Genomic DNA, 21,493 nt, shown 5'->3' with positions numbered 1-21,493 from the left:
ATACAATCAGTTAAAAACATGGCACAACTAGTGCAATGATGACCTTAGATATTTAAATAAGGTATTATCATTATGACTATTCACGTTAAATCAAATGTTCATTGGGTTGGTGTCCACGACTGGGAAACCGAGCACTTCCACGGTAAGGAATACCACATGAACAAAGGTACCAGCTATAACTCGTACCTGATCCGTGAAGAGAAAACGGTGCTTGTCGATACCGTTGATCATCGCTTTACTGAGCAATTCCTTGCAAACCTTGAGATGGAAATCGATATTAATGACATCGACTACATCATTTGTCAGCACGCCGAAGAAGACCACTCTGGTGCCCTTTCTGCGCTATTAACCAAAATTCCAAACACACCTGTTTACTGCACAGAAGCTGGTGTTAACTCGATTGTTGGTCATCACCATCAACCAGACTGGAACTTCAGAACCGTTAAAACTGGCGATACGCTCGATGTGGGTAACGGCAAACAACTTATCTTTGTTGAGATGAAAATGCTGCACTGGCCAGACTCAATGGCGACCTACCTAACTGGCGATGAAATCCTGTTTAGTAATGATGCATTCGGCCAACACTACTGTGACGAAAACCTGTTCAACGATCAACTAGACCAAGTAGAACTGCACGATCAATGCCTGCGTTACTTCTCGAACATCCTGACGCCTTTCGCACCTTTGGTGAAAGCGAAAATAGAAGAAGTGTTGAGTTTAGGTGTGCCGATCGATGTGATTGCGACTTCTCACGGTTGCATTTGGCGCGACAACGCGACTCAGATCGTTGAGCAATACTACGAGTGGTCGAAAGCCTACAAAGAAGATCGCATCACTATTGTCTACGACACCATGTCAAACAACACTCGCATGATGGCCGATGCTATCGCTAAAGGGATCCGTAAAGGCAGCCCAGAAACGGCGATCAAGGTCTTCAACATCTCAAAGCACGATAAAAACGACATCCTTGCCAACATCTTCCGATCAAAGGGCGTACTTGTAGGCTCGTCGACCATGAACAATGTGATGATGCCGCAGATCGCAGCTTTGCTTGAAGAAATACATGGCCTACGTTTCGCAGAAAAAAGAGCCGCTGCATTCGGTTCTTCAGGTTGGACAGGTGGCGCAGTTAAACGTATCGATGCTCGCCTACGTGAAGCCAACTTCGAAGTCAGCGCACCACAACACATCCACTGGAAACCAGACACAGACGCCCTGCCAATGTATCGATTACGGCATGACACTGGCTGAGGTGTGGCGTGCAGAAGCCGATGAAGTGAGCACACCAAAACAAGTATCACGCAATGTAACACCGCTCGAAGCCACACCAGCACCGGAGAACACCATTACCGAGCTCAAAGACACGACAGAGCAGAAGTTAGAAGAAGCGCAAGACAAGTCAGTACACTGCGCAGACTGCACGTGCTGGCGTTGCACAGTATGCGAATGGGTGTACGACCCACAATTGGGTGAACCGTACCAAGGCGTTGAACCAGGAACACCTTGGGCGCAAGTACCTGATGATTTCCTTTGCCCTGAATGTCATTTAGGCAAAGAAGTGTTTGTGGAGAAGTAGCATGTCGAACATTGTTATTGTGGGTGGCGGTTTCGCTGCCCTACAAACCATCAAGATGGTACGTAAGCTTGACCAAGATATCGCAATTACCATGATCACCGCCGATGCCGGAGTTGAGTACAGTAAGCCAAATCTTTCACACGCGTTCAGTCAGGCGCAAACACCAGAAGCATTATCGATACATAATGCTCAACAGTTGGCTGAACAATACAACGTGGTCATCAAAACCAAAGCACTCGTGAGCGAGGTAGATACTGAGCAGCAGTGTGTTCATGTTGATGGCCAAATCATCCACTATTCAAAGTTGGTATTAGCGACAGGCGCAACGCCCTTCATACCACCAGCGGAAGGGTTAAAACGCAGCGCGACCATTACTCTCAATAGTTTGGAAGAGTTCGAGAAACACAAAGCTCAGGTTGATGACGCACAACGAATCACCGTGATTGGTGGAGGCTTGATCGGCGTTGAGCTCGCCTTCGACCTTCAAACCGCAGGCAAAGATGTCACCATCATCGAACCCGCGAGTTACTTGCTAAATAACTTGGTGCCACCTTTCGTGTCCCTAGAGTTAGAAAGAGAGTTAAGAAAAGCAGGCGTCACCTTTGAAACCGATTCTGCAGTGTGTCGCGCAACTTATCTCCCTGATGGGGTGAGGTTGCAAACCACTTCTTCTCGCTTGATACGAACCGATATCGTGATTGCCGCAGCAGGGCTAAGACCAAACACGCAGTTAGCCACACAAGCGGGAATAGAAGTAAATAAAGGGATTGTGGTCGATAACACCATGAGAACCAGTGCCGAGAATGTGTATGCGATTGGTGACTGCGCCGAAATCGAAGGTCGTGTGATGGCCTATCTGCAGCCCGCTATTTTGTCTGCAAACGTGTTGGCTAAGCAGCTGGCTATGGGTAAAGGAGAGATCAAAACGGGCGAAGTAAAGCTCAGCTTGCCTCACATCATCACTAAGGTAAAAACACCGAGTTACCCGATTCAACTGGCAGGGCGCGATATTCAAACCGCTCAGAGTTGGGAAACGCGATTCGACCCGAAAGGCATTATCGCTAAAGGCTTCAATGAAGATGATCAGTTGGTTGGATTCATTGTCACAGGAGAACACATCAAAGCCGCGTTCCCTCTGCTTAAAGAGCTACAAGCAAGCTCACCCGCATAAGTTCTAGATGCGTTAAAACAAAAAAAGCCAGTCAACTGACTGGCTTTCTTGTATTCATCTTAGTGCGATTAGTTTATCGCATTTAAGCATAGACGAACATTAACCGATATACGAGATGTACCCTTGCAGGATAATCAGGTTAACAATATCGATAAAGAACGCACCCACGATTGGCACAACCATGAAGGCTTGTGGCGACGGGCCGAATCGGTTCACCAAAGAACCCATGTTCATTACCGCTGTTGGTGTTGCACCTAGGCCGAAACCACAGTGACCACCCGCCATAACCGCTGCGTCGTAGTTAGAACCCATTACTTTAAAAGTCACAAAGTAAGAGAAGATACCTAACACCACCGCTTGAACGCCAAGGATAACCAAGAATGGAATCGCAAGGTCAAAGATGTTCCACAGTTTCAGGCTCATTAGCGCCATCGCTAGGAACAGTGACAATGACACCGTACCAAGAATATCGACCGTTTCGCTGTCGGTTTTATGCAGCTTAGTCACTTCAAAAACGTTGGTGATAAACACACCAATAAACAACGCGTAAACGAAGTCAGGAATCATCAACCAAGAAATTTCAAAGGTCGCAACCCATTGCTCTAAGTATCTCGCACCCGTGATACAAAGAAGAAGAATGAACAAGACTTCAATCACCTTCTTCGCCGTCACTTTGTCTTCTTCGTACTCGTTATAAGTAACGAGTTCAGGAAAACGTTCGTGCGTTTGTGTGCCAGTACCGTATTCAGATTCGAGCTTGTTCTTATCAATCAGCTTTTGCGCCACAGGGCTACCGATGATACCGCCAATAATCAAACCGAACGTGGCAGAAGCCATCGCGATTTCTAGGGTATTAGCAATGCCGAACGTGTCTGCGAAGGTTTGCGACCAAGCCGCACCCGTACCGTGACCGCCAGATAGCGTGATAGAACCAGCGATTAAACCCATCAAAGGCTCAAGGCCAAGGGCGGTAGCCAGTGTCACACCCACACCATTTTGAATAATGATGTAAACCGAAGCGACGCCTAAGAACAGAAATACCTTTGCGCCACCCTTGATAAGCTGGGTGTAGTTAGCAGCAAGGCCAACCGTCGCAAAGAACATCAACATGAATGTGTTCTGTAAGGGCAACGAGAACTCAAGGTCAACGCCGTTAAAGTGTAGGGCTGTAATAGCAAAAGCGACGATCAAGCCGCCGACGATGGGCTCTGGGATGTTGTACTTTTTGAGAACCGGTAGCTTTGCATTTACAAAATGCCCTAGAAACAAAACACTAATCGCGATTAGGAAGGATTCTAGTGGCCCTATTGAAATTAATTGATTCATATAACCTCTATTTTTTTACGTTCTCATCTTCCTTAATGAGTCTAGTTTTATCTGTAATTGTGTGTGCTGCTCTACCTGTGTTTATACAAATTGGTAAGAAATTGTGGATTAGAAAGCCGAACACATTACTGCGTCAACCTAGCGCCATGTTAGTGGCACGTTAACTTTTATAGGAGATAGAAGGTTTTGTGACAACAATCACCAACAAAAAAAGTTAAAGCTGACGTAAATATTATGGCCTTTCGCTCTCTTTTTGAATGCCTAAAAAAGCAAAAAGGAGCTATTGCTAGCTCCTCTTTTATCACCATCGCTGGCAATTAGAATTTTTTCGGGGCATACCCTGTCATAACCTCAATGCGAAGCTCTTTACCAATCTTCGTCATTGGGTGAACAATCACTAATCCTTTTACAGACTTTTTCAGTTTACCCATATCCGCTTGCTCAGCTTTTGTGATTTCACGGCTAAATGGCATATCAATCAGCGATTTACGCTCTTGATTCACATCAAAGCTTTCTTTGTGTTTAAGCTGGGCAATTTTCTTAGTAAGCTTCTTAATCTCGTCTTCAAATTGACGAACAACAGGACGATCATTACGAGTTTTAGCAGCCGCTAACTTGTTGCGACACTTGTCTAGACGGTTGTTAATTTGTTGAAGTTCGTTTTTAACACTCATAATAATTTCCTAAGATTTAACAAGCCAATTCGGATTGGGGCGCGGAGTATAGCATAAGGCTTTACCTGAACCGAAATTTATCTGACAAATAGCCCATCGAATGAAATATGGCCTAAACTGACTACCAATCACTCACCGCTCGACTGTTATTCATTCTAAGCGACATGGCTGACCATGGGATAGCTATTCACTCAATCATAAGGACATATGATGACATTATTGAAACAAGCACTGACTTACAGCCTAGTGATGGGCTCGGTGTTTGCCGCACCTTATGTATCCGCCGATGGAAACATTAATGAAATTGAAAACAATCTCATTATCGAGTACTCCACACCTCAAACTGAACAAGAAAAACAGCTAAAGCAAGAGATTGAACTCAGCGGTATCAATGACACGGTCGTCGACCTATCCAATCAGCTATTTCTGTTCAGGCAACCATTGGTCATTCAATACGGCGGAGATGAAGGCCCACTCTACGACCCACAAACGCATCACGTACTCATCCCATACAGTTTTTACGCTGAATCACTCAATTACTTTGAGAAGAACCAATACGAAAAAGAGTACGGGAAATCGGCACAAACTGGGGCCATCGATACCTTGCTGCATACGTTGTTGCACGAGGCAGGACACGCCTATATCGAAGACCAAAAGATCGCAATATTGGGTAAAGAAGAAGATGCGGTTGATAACCTAGCAACAATATTGCTGCTCAATTACGTAGAACATGGCGGAGATGCCGCAATCAGTGCAGCCGATATGTTTGCCTTCGAGTCAGAAGATCGACCTGAATATTACGATTTGGGCGAATACATTGATGAACATAGCTTCGATCTCCAACGCTACTTCTCAACGCTATGTCTGGTGTATGGCAGCGATCCTGAAGCCTATAAAAACTTACTTGATGAAGTGGAAAACGACTATTTAAAAGATAGGAAAGAATTCTGTATTGAGCATTTTGATGTCATCAATAGCAATTGGCACCTATACCTCAAAGACAATGAAGATAATCAAGAAAGCTAACCATCGTTATCGACTCTAATCAGAAATAGAGGCAGAGGCAGAGTCTGAAGTAGAAGTAACAGTCTGCCCGATACATAAGCTTCGAGTTTAGGGCTAAAAGCAGCGGCTCAGATACCATTCACTGCAGCCGCCATCAGGTAAATCAAATCTTCAGTCCTGAAGCTAAAATCTAGACCTTCACTTTGTACTTGAGGTCTTGGGCTTCATCACCGGTCATGCCTCGAAAGCCCCAACAGTGTGATGGCTGTTCTTTGATGGTGATCTCGATATCAATGGGAGAGATAGCTAACTGCTTCTCTATTTCAGAAAATATCTTCTTAATCAGGCGCTTTTTGGTGTTCACCGCTCGCCCTTCCATCATATTGATTTCTATAACGGTATAAGCTTCTGTTCGCCCTTCGGGATAAAAGAAATCATCTCTTTCTAATGGCACAAACCGATGTGCTCGTTTGTCATCGGGTAACCCCATCTCACTGTTCAAACATTGCTGTAAGACATTAGAAAGCTGTAACTTAATCGGATTTAAGCACTCTTTGATACCATAAATAACGATCATGACCATTCCTTTGATGTGATGTCAGATAAAGCAGAACTAAGAGATAAGCAACGTAAGATAAGCATGTCGCTTGTTATCTATCCATTGACTAATTCTTAACCTATATTACCTAATGACGTAAGTTAAAAAAGGTTAAACCGATTAAATTGCGAATAAACGCCACAAAAAACCATGCCTCGCCCTCTCTAACTTCCTGTTCAATATCATCACCCCACATTGATCGAACTTCAACGAGCACGCGTATACATCTCTGAATTACGTACGAATCAAATCCGTACAGACTCAACCATGTATGAACTAAGGAGTGCTATGTGCCGAATTCAGCTGAGAAGATCACACGGATAGAAACCGAATCAGAAACACCCGTAGAGACTTCTCACGAGCTTGCGGTGTTCCCTCTACCGTTATTCATTTTGCCAAGGGGCAGACAAAGACTGCGTATTTTTGAGCCCAAGTATTTGAAAATGGTTGCGCATGCGGCGCAGGGAGACGGCTTCATCATTGCGACTCAAGACGACACCAACTCCGAAAGACTGAGTTCTTGGGGGACAAAGGTGTCTATTGTTGATTTCAACATGTCCGATGACCAAATTCTGGAAATCGATGTTGAAGGTGAACAATTGGTGCAACTTCACTCGTCCTTCCGCGACACTGATGACCTCATCAAAAGTGATTTCCGCCCACTGCCGCACTGGCCACAACACAGCTATAAGGTGCCGAACGTGGTTACCGCGTTTCTCGTCGAGTTGTTTCGAGAACACGATTCAATCAGAACACTCTACCCATCTCCTGACTTTGAAAGCCCTCAATGGATCTGTGCTCGACTCCTCGAAATAATGCCTATCCCATTGGAAAAGAAAACCAAATTCACAGAACCCGCTAGTTTTCCTTCGTTAGTTCCCTTTTTGAATCAAATCATTACAGGGCAATAAGCACTTTTATTCACTATAATTTTGTATAGTAGAAATTAATTTAAAATAAAGTGATCCCCACCTTCACTCTCCACGTAGTGTCTATCAAATTCGCATGATGGTTAATTACTATGCAAGTGGAAAGCAGAAGAACAGGGAACGGCAAGGAGCATGTCATTATCCCCGACAACAAACTACCTACTGAAAGTAAGGTACCTACAGAGCTCTCAAGCTGGCTAATTTTGGTTGGTTCAGACAGAGATAAGCAAGCATTTACGTGTTTGTTTAAGTTCTTTGCTCCCAAAATTAAGCGTTTTGGCATCAGTAAGTTAGGCGGTGAAGCCGCTGCCAACGAGCTAGTCCAAGACACGATGACTAACGTTTGGAAGAAAGCGCATCTCTACAACGAAGAGAAAGGCGCAGCGACCACTTGGGTATACACCGTGATGCGAAACGCTGCTTTCGACATGTTAAGAAAGGTAAAAGCTAAAGCAGAGCAAACCATTGCTGACGATATTTGGCCGATTGACGCTATGGTAGCCGAATCACAAAGTGAGCAGCTTCCATTTGGCGATCATCTAATGAGCCGCCACGTCATGACTCAAATAGAAAAGCTACCTCTCGCTCAGAAAACCATTGTGAAAGGTGTCTATTTCCAAGAGTTATCGCAAGAACAGCTCGCCCAACAACTCGATGTCCCGCTTGGAACTGTTAAATCACGTCTAAGACTCGCACTCGCCAAACTAAAAGTTCACATGGGGGAACAAGACCATGATTAAACATCACCCAAATGCGGCAATCTTGAAAGATTTTGTCGATGGCAACCTAGCGGATTCGGTTTCACTGATTGTTTCTAGCCATGTAGAGCTTTGCGAACACTGTCAAAAACAAGTAAGCATGTTGACAGCGCAAGCCGCTGACACAGTCTTTGAAAGCGATACATCTGCCTTTGAAAATGACCCAGCAGGGCTAAAACTGTCTGACAGCGAAATGGATGCGTTCCTATCTGACGATGGGGAGTTCGATTTTGATGCTATTGACCAGATCACAGCTGATTTGTCTCAGGCTGTCGAAGTCGTTGTTGAAGCGCAACAAGAGACTGTATCTAACACAACATTCACGATTCCTCGCGCACTCAATTCAGTCGCAAGAAAAGACTGGTTGAACTTGGGCAAGATTTCTCGCGCACGTCTCGATTTTGATGACGAATCACACCACACCAGCTTGCTGCATATAGATAAGGATGGACAGGTGCCTTGTCACACTCACAAAGGCTTCGAGATCACGCTTCTTTTAGAAGGCAGCTTCGAAGACGAAATGGGTGTCTACAACAAAGGCGATTTCATCTGGTTAGATGGAGAACACACCCACCAACCTGCGACTAAAGAAGGCTGTGTGTGTTTAACCGTTTCAAGTGATGCCTTGTATTTCACTAAAGGGGTGAGCCAATTGTTCAACCCACTGGGTAAATACATTTATTAGTTTTAAAAGATTTATCGGGTACGTCACAAGACTCATAGAGTTGGCTAGTAAGAGAAGTAAAAACCGAACTAAAGTAATGTTTAATAGGCAACAAAACACACAATATAAGAATAACAAAGAGCAATGAGCGTAAGGAATTGACCAATGGATAAAAAAATAAAAATAGGCATTAGTGCATGTGTCGCCGGTCATAAAGTTCGGTTCGATACTGGCCATAAGCGTTCTCGTTTTTGCACAGACGATCTTGCAGACTACGTAGAGCTTGAGCCAGTTTGCCCAGAGATGGGGGTTGGACTTCCAACGCCTCGTCCTACAATCCGTCAAACAAGAATGTTAGACGACATTATTCATGTTTCTCGACCTGATGGTTCTGGCGATGTCACCGATGAACTGATTGAGTTTGGGCAAAACTATTCAAAGAATAACCAACACATCGCAGGGTTCATTGTGTGTCAGAAAAGTCCAACCTGTGGCATGGAGCGAGTAAAGGTTTATCACCACCATGGTCGTGGTTCTGAGTCGACAGGCGTTGGCTTGTTCACTCAGCAAGTAATGCAAGGCAATCCCCTCCTTCCAGTAGAAGAGAATGGTCGCCTCAACGATCCAATTCTGCGTGAAAACTTTATGACTCGTGTTTTCACATATCAAAAGTGGCTCGATCTTGTCGATGAAGGCGTAACCAAACACAAGCTGATTCAATTTCACAGCGCTCACAAATATCTAGTGATGTGTCACCACATTGAAGGCTACAAGAGCCTTGGCAAACTTTTAGCGAGTAACGATTTAGAGATCGATGAGTTGGCTGAAAAGTACATCGAAGGTCTGATGACGGCGCTAATGCATCATGCAAACCGCGGCAGTCATGCTAATACTCTGCATCACTTGCAAGGTTACTTTAAGAAACAACTGAGTAGCGCTCACAAACAAGAGCTCACCAATCAGATTTCATCATTCAGAGAAGGCCTAGTTCCTCTGTTAGTCCCACTAACGCTGATCAACCACTATCTGATGGAATACCCAAACGAATACCTAGAATCACAAGTTTATCTAAACCCGCACCCACAAGAACTTAAGCTGAGATACGGATATTGAGCGACATTCTATGGATAAGACGAGACCTGAGGATTCACGATAACCCAGCGCTCGTCTCTGCGGTTGAAAACGGCGTCTCTCTCGCCGTTTTTATTTCAACCCCGCAGCAATGGCAACAACATCACCTTGCACCGATAAAAGCGGATTTCATTTATCGCCACCTAAAACAGTTCGAATCACAACTCGCTGAATTCGGTATCACTCTGCTGCATCTCAAAGCTACTGATTTTAACGATCAAGCCACCCAGCTCATCGACTTGTGCAAACAGAGCGATGCGACATGTGTGTACGCCAATTCAGAGCCGGAAGTGGATGAGCAGTTAAGAGACAAACGCTTAATTGCTAGCGGCATCAAACTGAAGATAACCGACTGCGATACGATTCTGCCATTAGGTAGTGTGCTGAATAAACAAGGCGAGATGTTCAAGGTTTTCACACCTTTCAAAAATGCATGGTTAAAAGAAGTCCAAGCGAAAGGCATCATTTGCAGTCACGCTCCGGAGCATTCATCAGGATCGCCGCAAAAAGGTTCATCTGAAACAGATTCGCCTCAGAACCTATCACCTCAGAACCCGTCACCACTGAATCAATCGTTAAGTGGTTTTTCTAGCGAGTACGATTTCGACTTTCCGCGTACCGATTCAGAGCGTTGGCCACTAAGCCAAGACGTCCTTGAGAGCGTGATCCCCAATTTCTTAGCCAATAAAGTTAACGACTATTCTCGCCTTAGAGATATTCCATCGGTGAAGGGGACTTCTGGTCTTTCGCCGTACTTGGCTATTGGTGCAGTCAGCCCTCGTTGGTTAGCGATTCAATTGATTCAGCAACAGCCTGACTTGTTATTTGATACTCAGTTGCCAGCCTTTTCTTGGCTTAATGAATTGATTTGGCGAGATTTTTATAAGCATTTGATGTTCCATCATCCTAAACTGGTTAAAGGTGCGAACTTTCAACAGAAATACAACGGCTTAGATTGGTATCACGACAACCCGAGCTTCAAGGCATGGTGTGAAGGAAAAACGGGCTATCCCTTAGTTGATGCTGCGATGCGTCAATTGGTTGAGACAGGTTGGATGCACAACAGGCTAAGAATGGTGGTGGCGAGCTTCCTGACCAAACACCTGCTGATTGATTGGCGCTGGGGCGAACGCTTCTTTATGTCGCACCTTATCGATGGTGATTTCAGCGCGAATAATGGCGGTTGGCAGTGGGCTTCGAGTACCGGTTGTGATGCTCAACCTTACTTCCGAATTTTCAATCCAATCACCCAGAGTGAAAAGTTTGATCCGAAAGGAATTTTTATTCGTAAGTACATTCCAGAGCTGCAAAATATTCCTGACAAGCACGTGCATTTTCCACATGATTACATTGCAAAAAACGGAATTAACAGCGAATACTGGCAACCCATCGTTGAACACAAAGAAGCACGATTGAGAGCCTTAGCCTTTTTCAAATAATTAGAGTGAATATTATGGATAACTCTCTATGGCTTGATAACTTTCTCAACATGTATCGAGAACTCGGAACCGACAATTTCGACGTGCTAAAGACGGTTTATCACCCGGACATTGAATTCCAAGACCCACTGCATCATGTCAGTGGGATTGTCGCGTTAACGCATTACTTCGAGAACCTCTACACACAAGTCACTAGCTGTTACTTCCACATCGAACACACCTTTGAAGTGAAAGATGAAGCATCCGTTTATTGGACAATGCAATTCGCTCACAAGCAACTCAACGGACAAAAGCCGATTGAAGTTCAAGGGCACAGTCATATTAAAATGTTGGACAACCAAGTGGTTTATCACCGCGATTATCTGGATGTGGGTTCGATGTTGTACGAGCACATTCCCGTTTTAGGCTGCGCGATCAAATCCATCAAAAAAAGAGCGAGCCGATAATGCGTATTATGATCACAGGCGCGACCTCAGGTATCGGCCAATCACTCGCTATAGATTATGCTCAACAAGGGCATCAGGTGATTGCTTGCGGCCGCAATCAAGACAAGTTGCAAGCCTTAGTTGATTCTCACGAGACAGACTTATCACACTCGTCAATTGACCCACTCTGTTTTGATTTGACCGATTACCACAATTTCCCAGAACTCGACCAGGATAAGCCGCTCGACCTACTGATCTTGAACGCGGGTGATTGTGAGTACATCGATGATCCTGTCAATTTCGACGCAGAGTTGTTCGAGCGCGTCATCAACATCAATCTCATTTCAATTGGCTACGCCCTCAAAGCTTGGCTAAAAAACATCAAGCCCGGCGGACGCTTGGTTTTGGTAAGTTCAAGCGCGAGCTTTCTACCACTGCCAAGAGCTGAAGCTTATGGCGCTTCAAAGGCCGCTCTCACCTACTTGGGTAGAACACTGTCAGTTGATCTCGCCGAGCACAACATTCATGTCTCAATTGTGCATCCAGGCTTTGTTGAAACACCATTAACCGAGCGAAACTCCTTCGCTATGCCTATGATTATTAGTAGCGAGGCAGCAACTCAACGAATCGTAAATGGTATTGCTCAAGGAAAGAGCGAGATCGATTTCCCAAGACGATTCATATTAATAATGAAATTACTAAGAATGCTACCGACTCCAGTTTGGCAAAAACTCGCTTCAAGGATGGTATAACAATGAAAAAAATCGCCATTATAGGTTCAGGCATCTCTGGACTGACTTGCGCACATGTATTAGATAAGCACCACGACGTTACGGTATTCGAGAAAAATGACTACGTCGGCGGGCACACTGCTACGGTTGATATTGAACACCGAGGCACGGCGTTTTCAATTGATACTGGCTTCATCGTTTTCAACGACAGAACCTACCCAAACTTCAACAAACTGCTTGAGCAACTCGGTGTAGAAAGGCAACCCACCGAAATGAGCTTCAGCGTACACAACACCACGACTAAATTCGAATACAACGGCCACAGCATTAATTCGTTATTCGCTCAGAGGAGTAATATTTTCAAACCTCAGTTCTGGTCTTTAGTGTCTGACATTCTCAAGTTCAATAAGTTATGTAAGGCCCAGTTCGAAAGTAACGAATTCACACCAGATGTTACCCTTGGCAGCTTCCTAAACGACAACCAGTTTTCCGACTTCTTTAGTCAGCACTACATCTTGCCAATGGGCGCGGCTATTTGGTCGACAAGCCTAGAAGAGATGGAAGAGTTCGAACTTAAATTCTTTATTCAGTTCTTCTACAATCACGGCCTGTTAGACATTGCCAATCGACCTCAATGGTATGTGATTCCTAAAGGTTCACGCTCGTACGTTGAGATCATCCTTTCATGCTTAAATAAACCGGTCGCGTTAAACACCTCGATTAAACAAGTCATCCGTCAAGAGTCAGGCGTTACCATTGAATTCGAAGACGGCGCTACACAAAGCTTCGACGAAGTGATCTTTGCGTGTCACTCAGACCAAGCCCTGCGTTTGCTGGGCGACGCGACAGAGCAAGAACAACAAGTGTTAGGAGAGATCCCGTATAGCCGAAATGAGGTCGTTCTGCACACGGACACCAACCTGTTACCCGACCGTAAACTGGCTTGGGCAAGCTGGAACTACATGTTAGACGGCAACAGCCAAAGACCTGCTTGCGTCACTTACAACATGAATATCCTGCAAGGTATTGAAAGCCAAGATACCTTCTGCGTAACCCTAAACCAAAGTGACGCGATTGCGCCTGAGAAAATCATTCGCAGCTTCGTTTATCATCACCCGGTACTTAACTCGAACACGGTAGAAGCCCAGAATAAGCGCGAACAGATCTGCGGCAAAAACAACACCCACTTTGCAGGTGCTTATTGGTACAACGGATTTCATGAAGACGGTGTTCACAGTGCACTCGATGTCACGAAGCGCTTTGGCTTAGATTTGAGCACGAGTTCAGTACGATGAACACTCACACCATGACATCCGACATGGAGATCGCATCAGAAAAGAGTGAAGAACTCAGCGGCATTTACTGGGGCAACGTACGCCACCGCCGCTTTGGCGATATTACTCATGAATTCAGCTACCAGTTATACATGATGGGGTTGGATCTCGATGAAATCCCTCAAACAACAACTCGCAGCCGTTTGTTCGGTACTCAATGGTATAACCCGATTCGCTTTGTCGAATCGGATTATCTCGCTGAAAAAAAAGAAAATGTCACAACTGATGAACCTAAAACACTAAAGCAACGTATAGCTTCCAAAGTACAACAACTTGGTGGCGATTGGGCGGTAGAAAACCGCGTCACAATGTTGGCCCAGTGTCGTTGTTTAGGGGTTTATTTCAGCCCAATCAACTGTTTTTTCTGTTACGACGAGACTGGTGATTGTCGCTACATGTTGGCGGAAGTGAGTAATACGCCATGGCGGGAAAGACACTATTATCTCATCGACATGCACAAAGAATTGAAAGTAAAAAAAGAGTTTCACGTTTCACCGTTCATGGATTTAGACATGAACTACTTGTGGAAAATAAAACCACCAACGAAACGGACGTTAGTACACATCGAGAGTCATCGTAGCGACAAGATTTTTGATGCCACACTAGCACTCTCAAAGCAGTCGGTAACAAAAGTAAACATTAGGAAAACGGTACTGCGGATCCCAGCCATGACAATCAAGGTTGTAATGGGTATCTACTTTCAGGCTCTCAAATTATTTCTGAAAAAAGTACCGTTTGTGGCGCATCCAGATTCAGCGTCTAAAACGCCTTAAAGATATCAAAATTGAAGGTTTGGGTAGGCTTAACGAGACAAATAGTTCTAGCCCCAAGTCAGTAAAACTAAATTTAAAACAATTTCTCAGCGAGGTTTCCATGGAACAGCTTGCCAAACAAAACAACAACGTAGAACAACAAGCTAAAGCCGTTGCTGTTTCAAGCAACTGCAAATATCGAGCTCTGATTTTCAAGGTTCTAGAACGTCTGCAATTCGCAAAACTCGAAGTAATAGAACGCGACCAACATTCGGTGTTTGGAGACAGAGAAGCGACTTTAAGCGCTCAAATCGTTATCCATGACTCGAGCTTCTATCGAGATGTAGTAATGAGCGGCAGCATTGGGGCTTCGGAGGCCTACATTGATGGAAAATGGACCAGCCCCGATCTCACTCGCGTCATTCAAATCATGGCGCGAAACCAAGCCCAGCTGGATGAACTAGACGACAAAACACAGTGGATTTCTAAATTCAAAAACCTACTTCTTCGTCGTAAGAATTCCAACACCGAACAAGGTTCTAAAAGAAACATTCTTGCCCACTACGACATCGGCAACGAGTTGTATGAACGCTTTCTTGATTGCTCAATGCAATATTCATCTGCAATCTACAGTGAAGACGCATTAACCCTGTCGAAAGCACAGCAGAACAAGATGAAAACCATCTGTGAACGCTTAGAGCTTTCAGAATCGGACAGCGTAGTTGAAATCGGCACAGGCTGGGGCGGTTTAGCGATATTCATGGCACAGCACTACGGGTGCCACGTTACGACCACGACCATTTCAGATGCTCAGCACGAGCTAGCAGAACAGCGTGTCAAAGCGCTCGGTTTGACCGAAAAAATTACCCTACTTAAAGAAGATTACCGAAACCTGTCAGGCCAATACGACAAGTTGGTGTCTATCGAGATGATAGAAGCCGTTGGGCATGAATATCTGCAAACCTTCTTTGAGAAGTGTTCTTCTCTGTTGAAGCCTTCAGGAAAAATGCTGATTCAAGCGATTACTATTGCCGACAGCCGTTATGATAAATATCGCAAAGGCGTCGACTTTATTCAGAAGTACATATTCCCCGGTGGTTGTTTACCTTCGGTTGCCGTGATGACTCAACATCTTGCCACCAGCACTGACCTTGTGGTTCAAGAAATCGATGACATTGGCCTGCACTATGCTCGCACACTTAACGACTGGAACCTTGCCTTTGAAAACAGTTGGGAAGAGCTCGAATCATTGGGCTATTCAGAAGAGTTTAAACGCCTTTGGGTCTTCTACTTCTGTTACTGCGAAGGGGCATTCCTAGAGCGCGTGATCAGCACTCATCACCTTGTCGCAAGAAAACCTCGTTACTTTGGAGCAAAAGATGAAACGGTTTTGGATTATTAATCTCGTTCTGTTTCAAGCGACCTGGGTTTGCAGCGCATTCTTTACCGCGCAAGCCCCGTTCGTTACTCCACTGATCGTGATTATCCATTTCCTTCTTTCTCCGACTCGCAATAGTGATCTCAAAATCCTCTGTTTGTTACCTTTGGGTCTACTGCTCGATAGCTTGATGCTCCATTTTGGCGTGTTCGCTGTTGATCCTGATATCGCCAATCAAACCATATTCCCAGTGTGGCTTGTTTGCCTGTGGGTCATGTTTTTAATCAGCTTCAATCACAGCCTGAATTGGCTTTTAAAATGCTCGAAAGTGATCTTGTTTGTCATAGGGTTCGTAGCAGGTACTAGTAGTTATTGGGGAGGCATCAAAGCAGGTGCCCTTCTTACTACTTGGCCAGATGCATCGGTGTTAGCTGCCCTTGCAATAAGTTGGGGGATTTTGTTGCCCTTACTGGTGGCCGCCTACTCCAACTTAGTACAACCTAAAATGGCAACAACGAGGTGACTTATGGCTTTTCCACGCAACCCGGCGCAAGCGTTCAAACCTGAGAGCGACTGCATTCGTGCACGCACGCAGTCAAACGATCGTACGCATACAAGTTTTCATATCCAAACTAGCAAGCAAAGAACGACCAAACTTTTCAGCTTTATCACCCTATCCCTAATTTTTGCTGCACTCCTGTTCACCGGGAATGCGAAAGCTTCTGCCGTCGATGATCTCAACAAGCGCGGTCAAGGCGAAATGAGTTACCTGTTTTGGACACTCTACTCTGCGGAGTTCTACACCACGCCAACCAACTCTGAGCGCGCACTTAAGCTTGAGTATTACCGTTCTATCGATAGCAAAGACTTGGTGGACGCGACCAAAGATCAATGGAACAAGCTTGGTTATTCTAAAAACAACATCCAACGTTGGTTGAAACCTTTGTATGCGATGTGGCCTAACGTTGAAGAGGGAAGCACTCTCACCATTCATGTTGCTGAAGACAACGTGAGCCGTTTTTATTTCGACGAACAACCCATCGGCATTATTCAAGACAAACAGTTTGGTGAAGCCTTTTTAGCCATTTGGTTATCGGAAAACACATCCGAGCCCGGCCTACGCAAACAACTACTAGGTTTAAATAAATGAGTTCAAAAACAACAATATTAAAAGCCGCTCTAGCACTGCTTTCTCTCACTTGGCTGGCGGGTTGTGGCTCTGCCAATTTAGAGAACCACGTAGACACCACCCCAGAGCTTAAGTTGGAAAGCTTCTTTGATGGTGAACTGATGGCCTACGGCATGGTGCTTGACCGCTCTGGTAACCTATTGCGCCGCTTTGACGCCAAGCTTATTGCCACTTGGGACGGTAACAACGGAGAGATAAAAGAGTGGTTTACATTCGCAGACGGTGAGCGATCCACTCGGGTTTGGAACCTGATAAAAACGGGTGACAACACCTACACAGGAACGGCCAATGATGTAGTTGGCACCGCTTATGGTGAAACACAAGGCTCAGCTCTCTATTGGAAATACGACCTAGAAATCGAAGTGGATGGCAGCACTTATGAAGTAGTACTTGATGATTGGATGTTCCTAATGGACGACAAACGCTTGTTCAACAAAACCGAGATGTCTAAGTTCGGCTTTAAAGTCGGTGAAGTCATCTTATACATCGAGAAGATCTGATTTAGCGAGTCTTAGTTCGACCTTGTTTTGTTAGCGTTTCTTTTCATCACACAATCGGGGCTAAGTTCACAAGACAATCGCCATCCGCAACAACACAGTCCGTAGCAATACAGTCCATAACAACACAGCCCACAAGGTGAAATTGTGGGCTGTTTTGTTTAATCCCTCGAATAGCGTATCTGCAAGCTCCCCCCTCAGTGCTAAGATGCGCCACCAGCATACAAATGGGCTAAACTCAGTTGAGCGAACGAGATACACAGTTCCACCAATTAAGAGCACTTCCCCATTAGTTTCGCTAAGTGTAGATTCCCTACCATGATTAATTGAAAAGGCTTTAAAGCATGAGCAAGTTGACCTCAGCGGAGCGTAAAGCTCGCGACAATGAACGTTTCTCACAACGTGTAAACGACCGCAGAGAAAAAGGCGAAGACGTAGTTGCTTACGCACTGACCAACAAGAAAGCTGTAAAATTCCTGACTAAGTCGGAAAAGAAACGCTTCAATGAAGCAAAAGTCATTCGCCAAGAAGAACAGCGAGTGAAAGATCAAGAAGAGCTCAACAGAATCGAAGACTCATTCACGACCAAACAGTTCGACGAAGAGTAATCTGATTTCAAAAGCGCTGGCCCTGTGCCGGCGTTTTTACTTTTAGTTCTCCTTCTTTTCCCTCCCGACTTACATCACTTTCTCAATCCTCTGTTCTATCGTTCTAACTCATGGATCTTTGCATCTTGGTCTTAGATCTCAGCAAACAGGCATTCAAAGCCTTACTATCTCGATTCAATTCAACAATTCCGAGTCCCCATGATTTTAATTACCGGATCAAGCAGCGGTTTAGGCGCAGCTTTGGCTAAGCAATATGCGAACACATCGAACAACAGCCAGCGCTTGATGATCACTGGTCGTAACTCACAACGTTTAGCTGAATTAGCGAAAGACCTGCCAGCGAATACCGTTAGCCAAGCCTGTGACCTCTGTGACCCACAATCAGTGAGCGAGTTATTAGATGCGTTGCCAGAAACACCCAAACTGGTGATTCACAGTGCTGGCAGTGGATACTTCGGTAAGATAGAACAGCAAGACCCAGCGGCAATCAGTGACATGCTGAAAAACAACATCGAGTCCTCGATATTTCTGATTCGTGAGCTTGTTCAACGTTACAAGGATCAACCGGTCACCATTGCTGTCGTGATGTCGACTGCAGCCCAAGGTGCTAAAGCGGAAGAGTCCACCTACTGCGCAGCAAAATGGGCAGTAAAAGGCTTTATCGAATCGGTCAGGTTGGAGCTAAAAGGTCACCCGATGAAAATCGTTGCGGTTTATCCTGGCGGAATGGCGACCGAGTTTTGGGGAACGAGTGGCAAAGCGATGGATACCTCAAGCTTTATGACAGCTACAGAGGCAGCTCAGATGCTGCAACAGGCGTTAACCAGTACAGAGCATGGCTTTGTATCAGATATCACGATAAACCGCGGCTAACGCTTAAACAGAGCCACAAGGAAATAGAGTCGCGAGACAATTATTTGTGAGGGTGAGCATGAAAGTGTGCGACAATGCTCGGCGTAAATTCATATTCAAGGTTTATTATGAAACTTCTAGTTCGTAACCTATCGCGCTCTACTGCTGAGCAAGACATCCGTGTTCTATTTTCTGAGTTCGGCTCAGTAAAAGAGTGCAGCCTAGTTTTAGACCAAAACACTGGCGAATCTAAAGGCTTTGCTTTTGTTGAAATGCCAGAGCATGAAGAAGCTAAAGCGGCACTAAACAAGCTGAACATGTCAAAGCTTGGTAGCAACACGATTCGTGTAAAAGTAGCTAACTCTTAATTAGAGCAAGCACTTAGCAAAGGCTGGTTATTAGCTTATAGCTTAAGATTGGTTGTTAACATCAGATTGGTCGTTGGTAGCAGGTTGGTAGTTAATAGCAATCGTCAAATGACTGGCCTCTTTATCTAGCTTCACCGTAAGCTCAGATAATAAAGCCCGTAACGATATTCCGCTGAAAAAGCATAATATCGTTACGGGCTTTTTGCTGCTCGCGATTCCTTTTTACAATATTTCACAACACAACCTATTCACTTATAGTTTGCGCTTACAACCCTTCAGACTCATCAATAGCGCGCCTTGCTTCTGCCATTGAACACCCTGATTCCATCACTAACTGCGCGACCGTCATCGAGGGCGTAGCGGCTAACAACGATGCCAAACACACCACAGGCTTAGGCAATACTTTGTCTATTGCGGTTGCTATCCAATCGTCTTTTTCATGAATTAACATGGCTTTAAATTCAATAAGTTGATGATCTTGAGCCACCAACAACCAGTTGCGTGAACGACGCACTCGCTTCAACTGGCATCCACACTCAGTCGCATTCGCCATCACTTGGCTTTTATCACTCACACGATGTACAAAACTATTCAGTGGGACGCTAAACATAACTCTCTGCCAACCAACCTCTACCAATCATTCAAGTATTCTCGAACTACCACTCAACACTTCAACCACACCTCAATAAAATCATGCTTAGGATTACACAGACACAAAAAAACCGCCAGTCATGCACTAAGCAGCCTCGCGGTTTTTTGTTCTTTAGAGCCTAACGCTCGATATCAGCAACAGCTTTTTGAAGTGCCATTATCGCAGCAGTTTGAACTCACCTCAGCTCCTCGCTCAAAACCATCAATCGCGTCGGCTAAAGCAGTAAACGACTTCTCGATATTGTCACGTGATGTGGCGATGTTCATTCGCATGAAGTGATAACTCTCAGCGCCAAACCAACCGCCCGGCGTTAACCCCATTTTAGCCTGCTCAAACACCACGTTCTTTAGCTCTTCTTCCGAAAAGCCCAACTCTGAAAAATCAAACCACACTTGATAAGTCCCTTGTGGCTGGAAGACTTTCAATTGAGGAATGCGCTGCTCAGCAAACTCAGTGATCCACTTAACCGTGTCTTGCAGATAAACCAACATACCGTCTAGCCACTCTTCACCTTTTTCAAAGGCTGCAACCGTCGCAAAGGTCGTCAAGGCATTGCCATGGTCAAGATACATCGCTGCTACGTTGGTTTTGAACGCTTCAAATAGTTCATCATTGTTCGTGTACACATAGCCGTTTGAGATGCTGTGCATACCAAAGGTTTTTGCCGGAGAACCAATTAAGGTAATAACCTTGTCGTAATCAAAGCTGGTTAAGCTCGTGAAAGCGTGATCTTCAAAGATAATGTCTGAATGAATTTCATCGCTGATGATCAACACATCATGGCGCTTGGCGATCTCGATAACTTGTGTCACTTCTTGCTGCGTCCAAACGCGGCCTGTTGGGTTGTGTGGATTGCAGAAAATCATCGTCTTCACTTTTTGTTCGATGATCTGCTGCTCCATACCATCGAAATCAATGCGGTAACCTTGCTCATCATTGATAAGTGGGCTCTTCACGACCTGACGATTTGCTTTATTCACCAAGTTAGAAAACTGGTGATACGCCGGCGTATGGATAAGCACACCATCGCCTTCATTGGTGAATTGGCGCAGTAACAATGCAATGCCAGAAAGTACACCCGGCACCTGGACAAACTTGTCCGCAGAAAGGTTCAAACCATGACGCTTTGAGTACCACTGTGAAAGGGCTTCAAACACCGCTTGCTCATGAAACTCATAAGAGTACACACCGCGCTCAACCAAACGATTCAGCTCTTGAGTGATCGGTTCTGCTACCTGAAAATCCATATCAGCAACCCAATATGGGAATACATCTGTGGTGTTATAAATGTTCTGTAGCATCTGCGGTTTGCTTTTGATAAACGCATTCTCACCGTAGTTAGATGTACTCTTAAACGCTGTCATGGAGGAGCCCTCAAATAGGTTGTTCGGTCTTTTTTACAATCCACTGGATTGCATGAATACCCTTAAGACGAT

The 21,493-nt window shown here is 45.0% G+C and carries 23 protein-coding genes and 1 pseudogene; 19 read left to right on the top strand and 5 right to left on the bottom strand.

What is annotated here, in order from left to right; genetic code table 11:
- Positions 1-72: 72 nt before the first annotated feature.
- Together norV and norW are read left to right on the top strand one after the other, a co-directional pair.
- Positions 73-1,576: pseudogene (gene norV / locus BCT49_RS06275) on the top strand (anaerobic nitric oxide reductase flavorubredoxin).
- A gap of 1 nt (position 1,577) precedes the next feature.
- Entirely contained in the window at positions 1,578-2,747 is a 1,170-nt protein-coding gene (gene norW / locus BCT49_RS06270; protein WP_102434575.1) for an NADH:flavorubredoxin reductase NorW, read from the top strand.
- A 99-nt stretch (positions 2,748-2,846) separates the two neighbouring features.
- Here the strand turns inward: norW and gltS are convergent, their stop codons facing one another.
- Positions 2,847-4,073 carry a sodium/glutamate symporter gene (gltS, locus tag BCT49_RS06265; protein ID WP_102434574.1) on the bottom strand — a complete coding sequence of 409 codons (1,227 nt, stop codon included), beginning with the start codon at positions 4,071-4,073 and terminating at the stop codon, positions 2,847-2,849.
- Between the two features lie 317 nt (positions 4,074-4,390).
- Positions 4,391-4,747, bottom strand: a complete 357-nt coding sequence (locus BCT49_RS06260) for a YibL family ribosome-associated protein (RefSeq protein ID WP_010432454.1) — start codon at positions 4,745-4,747, stop codon at positions 4,391-4,393.
- 210 nt (positions 4,748-4,957) lie between these two features.
- Here BCT49_RS06260 and BCT49_RS06255 point away from each other — a divergent pair, with 210 nt between their 5' ends.
- On the top strand, positions 4,958-5,773 hold the full coding sequence (locus BCT49_RS06255) for a DUF4344 domain-containing metallopeptidase (protein WP_102434573.1): 816 nt from the start codon (positions 4,958-4,960) through the stop codon (positions 5,771-5,773).
- Positions 5,774-5,942: 169 nt separating this feature from the next.
- Here BCT49_RS06255 and BCT49_RS06250 read toward each other — a convergent pair whose 3' ends face one another.
- Positions 5,943-6,329, bottom strand: coding sequence for a tautomerase family protein (locus tag BCT49_RS06250; protein WP_017070218.1), 387 nt, complete (start codon positions 6,327-6,329; stop codon positions 5,943-5,945).
- A 311-nt stretch (positions 6,330-6,640) separates the two neighbouring features.
- On the opposite strand from BCT49_RS06250, the gene BCT49_RS06245 reads away from it, so the two are divergent.
- From BCT49_RS06245 to BCT49_RS06165, 16 genes are all read left to right on the top strand, one after another.
- A complete protein-coding gene (locus tag BCT49_RS06245; protein WP_102434572.1) occupies positions 6,641-7,261 on the top strand; it encodes an LON peptidase substrate-binding domain-containing protein in 621 nt (206 codons plus the stop codon).
- 110 nt (positions 7,262-7,371) lie between these two features.
- A complete protein-coding gene (locus BCT49_RS06240; protein WP_102434571.1) occupies positions 7,372-8,019 on the top strand; it encodes a sigma-70 family RNA polymerase sigma factor in 648 nt (215 codons plus the stop codon).
- Positions 8,012-8,722: a ChrR family anti-sigma-E factor gene (locus BCT49_RS06235; RefSeq protein ID WP_102434570.1), complete on the top strand. Its 711-nt coding sequence runs from the start codon at positions 8,012-8,014 to the stop codon at positions 8,720-8,722. Before BCT49_RS06240 ends, BCT49_RS06235 begins: the two co-directional genes overlap by 8 nt.
- A gap of 144 nt (positions 8,723-8,866) precedes the next feature.
- Entirely contained in the window at positions 8,867-9,814 is a 948-nt protein-coding gene (locus tag BCT49_RS06230) for a YbgA family protein (RefSeq protein ID WP_009846088.1), read from the top strand.
- Positions 9,811-11,271, top strand: a complete 1,461-nt coding sequence (gene phrB, locus BCT49_RS06225) for a deoxyribodipyrimidine photo-lyase (RefSeq protein WP_102434569.1) — start codon at positions 9,811-9,813, stop codon at positions 11,269-11,271. Before BCT49_RS06230 ends, phrB begins: the two co-directional genes overlap by 4 nt.
- A 14-nt stretch (positions 11,272-11,285) precedes the next feature.
- Positions 11,286-11,717, top strand: coding sequence for a nuclear transport factor 2 family protein (locus tag BCT49_RS06220; RefSeq protein ID WP_017085002.1), 432 nt, complete (start codon positions 11,286-11,288; stop codon positions 11,715-11,717).
- A complete protein-coding gene (locus BCT49_RS06215; protein ID WP_102434568.1) occupies positions 11,717-12,448 on the top strand; it encodes an SDR family NAD(P)-dependent oxidoreductase in 732 nt (243 codons plus the stop codon). The genes BCT49_RS06220 and BCT49_RS06215 overlap by 1 nt, the downstream gene beginning before the upstream one ends.
- Before the next feature lie 2 nt (positions 12,449-12,450).
- Positions 12,451-13,722 carry an NAD(P)/FAD-dependent oxidoreductase gene (locus tag BCT49_RS06210; RefSeq protein WP_102434567.1) on the top strand — a complete coding sequence of 424 codons (1,272 nt, stop codon included), beginning with the start codon at positions 12,451-12,453 and terminating at the stop codon, positions 13,720-13,722.
- Entirely contained in the window at positions 13,719-14,534 is an 816-nt protein-coding gene (locus tag BCT49_RS06205; RefSeq protein ID WP_102434566.1) for a DUF1365 domain-containing protein, read from the top strand. Before BCT49_RS06210 ends, BCT49_RS06205 begins: the two co-directional genes overlap by 4 nt.
- Before the next feature lie 100 nt (positions 14,535-14,634).
- Positions 14,635-15,915 (top strand): SAM-dependent methyltransferase, encoded by a 1,281-nt coding sequence (locus BCT49_RS06200; protein WP_102434565.1) that lies wholly within the window; start codon positions 14,635-14,637, stop codon positions 15,913-15,915.
- Positions 15,893-16,414, top strand: coding sequence for a DUF2878 domain-containing protein (locus tag BCT49_RS06195; protein ID WP_102434564.1), 522 nt, complete (start codon positions 15,893-15,895; stop codon positions 16,412-16,414). The genes BCT49_RS06200 and BCT49_RS06195 overlap by 23 nt, the downstream gene beginning before the upstream one ends.
- A 3-nt stretch (positions 16,415-16,417) precedes the next feature.
- A complete protein-coding gene (locus tag BCT49_RS06190; RefSeq protein WP_102434563.1) occupies positions 16,418-17,041 on the top strand; it encodes a chalcone isomerase family protein in 624 nt (207 codons plus the stop codon).
- Entirely contained in the window at positions 17,038-17,580 is a 543-nt protein-coding gene (locus BCT49_RS06185) for a DUF3833 domain-containing protein (RefSeq protein ID WP_102434562.1), read from the top strand. The genes BCT49_RS06190 and BCT49_RS06185 overlap by 4 nt, the downstream gene beginning before the upstream one ends.
- 341 nt (positions 17,581-17,921) lie before the next feature.
- Positions 17,922-18,185 carry a hypothetical protein gene (locus tag BCT49_RS06175; protein ID WP_004732701.1) on the top strand — a complete coding sequence of 88 codons (264 nt, stop codon included), beginning with the start codon at positions 17,922-17,924 and terminating at the stop codon, positions 18,183-18,185.
- A gap of 198 nt (positions 18,186-18,383) precedes the next feature.
- Positions 18,384-19,058, top strand: a complete 675-nt coding sequence (locus tag BCT49_RS06170) for an SDR family NAD(P)-dependent oxidoreductase (protein WP_102434560.1) — start codon at positions 18,384-18,386, stop codon at positions 19,056-19,058.
- Between the two features lie 107 nt (positions 19,059-19,165).
- Positions 19,166-19,405: an RNA recognition motif domain-containing protein gene (locus tag BCT49_RS06165; protein WP_009846076.1), complete on the top strand. Its 240-nt coding sequence runs from the start codon at positions 19,166-19,168 to the stop codon at positions 19,403-19,405.
- 265 nt (positions 19,406-19,670) lie between these two features.
- Here the strand turns inward: BCT49_RS06165 and BCT49_RS06160 are convergent, their stop codons facing one another.
- Positions 19,671-20,015, bottom strand: coding sequence for a ribosome recycling factor family protein (locus BCT49_RS06160; protein ID WP_102434559.1), 345 nt, complete (start codon positions 20,013-20,015; stop codon positions 19,671-19,673).
- A gap of 173 nt (positions 20,016-20,188) precedes the next feature.
- Complete coding sequence (locus BCT49_RS06155; RefSeq protein WP_102434558.1) at positions 20,189-21,421, bottom strand: MalY/PatB family protein; 1,233 nt, start codon at positions 21,419-21,421, stop codon at positions 20,189-20,191.
- Positions 21,422-21,493 lie beyond the last annotated feature (72 nt).

The sequence above is a fragment of the Vibrio lentus genome (assembly GCF_002875945.1).
Lineage (GTDB): Bacteria > Pseudomonadota > Gammaproteobacteria > Enterobacterales > Vibrionaceae > Vibrio > Vibrio apostichopi.
The sequence above is the reverse complement of the archived record's forward strand: the minus strand, read 5'-3'. Positions and strand labels throughout refer to the sequence as shown.

Coding starts and splice junctions, on each gene's coding strand:
- BCT49_RS06255 (WP_102434573.1), top strand. CDS start 4,958: ATGACATTATTGAAACAAGCACTGACTTACAGCCTAGTGATGGGCTCG.
- BCT49_RS06160 (WP_102434559.1), bottom strand. CDS start 20,015: ATGTTTAGCGTCCCACTGAATAGTTTTGTACATCGTGTGAGTGATAAA.
- BCT49_RS06175 (WP_004732701.1), top strand. CDS start 17,922: ATGAGCAAGTTGACCTCAGCGGAGCGTAAAGCTCGCGACAATGAACGT.
- BCT49_RS06200 (WP_102434565.1), top strand. CDS start 14,635: ATGGAACAGCTTGCCAAACAAAACAACAACGTAGAACAACAAGCTAAA.
- BCT49_RS06155 (WP_102434558.1), bottom strand. CDS start 21,421: ATGACAGCGTTTAAGAGTACATCTAACTACGGTGAGAATGCGTTTATC.
- BCT49_RS06235 (WP_102434570.1), top strand. CDS start 8,012: ATGATTAAACATCACCCAAATGCGGCAATCTTGAAAGATTTTGTCGAT.
- norW (WP_102434575.1), top strand. CDS start 1,578: ATGTCGAACATTGTTATTGTGGGTGGCGGTTTCGCTGCCCTACAAACC.
- BCT49_RS06230 (WP_009846088.1), top strand. CDS start 8,867: ATGGATAAAAAAATAAAAATAGGCATTAGTGCATGTGTCGCCGGTCAT.
- BCT49_RS06205 (WP_102434566.1), top strand. CDS start 13,719: ATGAACACTCACACCATGACATCCGACATGGAGATCGCATCAGAAAAG.
- BCT49_RS06260 (WP_010432454.1), bottom strand. CDS start 4,747: ATGAGTGTTAAAAACGAACTTCAACAAATTAACAACCGTCTAGACAAG.
- BCT49_RS06165 (WP_009846076.1), top strand. CDS start 19,166: ATGAAACTTCTAGTTCGTAACCTATCGCGCTCTACTGCTGAGCAAGAC.
- BCT49_RS06185 (WP_102434562.1), top strand. CDS start 17,038: ATGAGTTCAAAAACAACAATATTAAAAGCCGCTCTAGCACTGCTTTCT.
- BCT49_RS06240 (WP_102434571.1), top strand. CDS start 7,372: ATGCAAGTGGAAAGCAGAAGAACAGGGAACGGCAAGGAGCATGTCATT.
- BCT49_RS06210 (WP_102434567.1), top strand. CDS start 12,451: ATGAAAAAAATCGCCATTATAGGTTCAGGCATCTCTGGACTGACTTGC.
- BCT49_RS06215 (WP_102434568.1), top strand. CDS start 11,717: ATGCGTATTATGATCACAGGCGCGACCTCAGGTATCGGCCAATCACTC.
- BCT49_RS06250 (WP_017070218.1), bottom strand. CDS start 6,329: ATGATCGTTATTTATGGTATCAAAGAGTGCTTAAATCCGATTAAGTTA.
- BCT49_RS06195 (WP_102434564.1), top strand. CDS start 15,893: ATGAAACGGTTTTGGATTATTAATCTCGTTCTGTTTCAAGCGACCTGG.
- BCT49_RS06170 (WP_102434560.1), top strand. CDS start 18,384: ATGATTTTAATTACCGGATCAAGCAGCGGTTTAGGCGCAGCTTTGGCT.
- gltS (WP_102434574.1), bottom strand. CDS start 4,073: ATGAATCAATTAATTTCAATAGGGCCACTAGAATCCTTCCTAATCGCG.
- BCT49_RS06190 (WP_102434563.1), top strand. CDS start 16,418: ATGGCTTTTCCACGCAACCCGGCGCAAGCGTTCAAACCTGAGAGCGAC.
- BCT49_RS06220 (WP_017085002.1), top strand. CDS start 11,286: ATGGATAACTCTCTATGGCTTGATAACTTTCTCAACATGTATCGAGAA.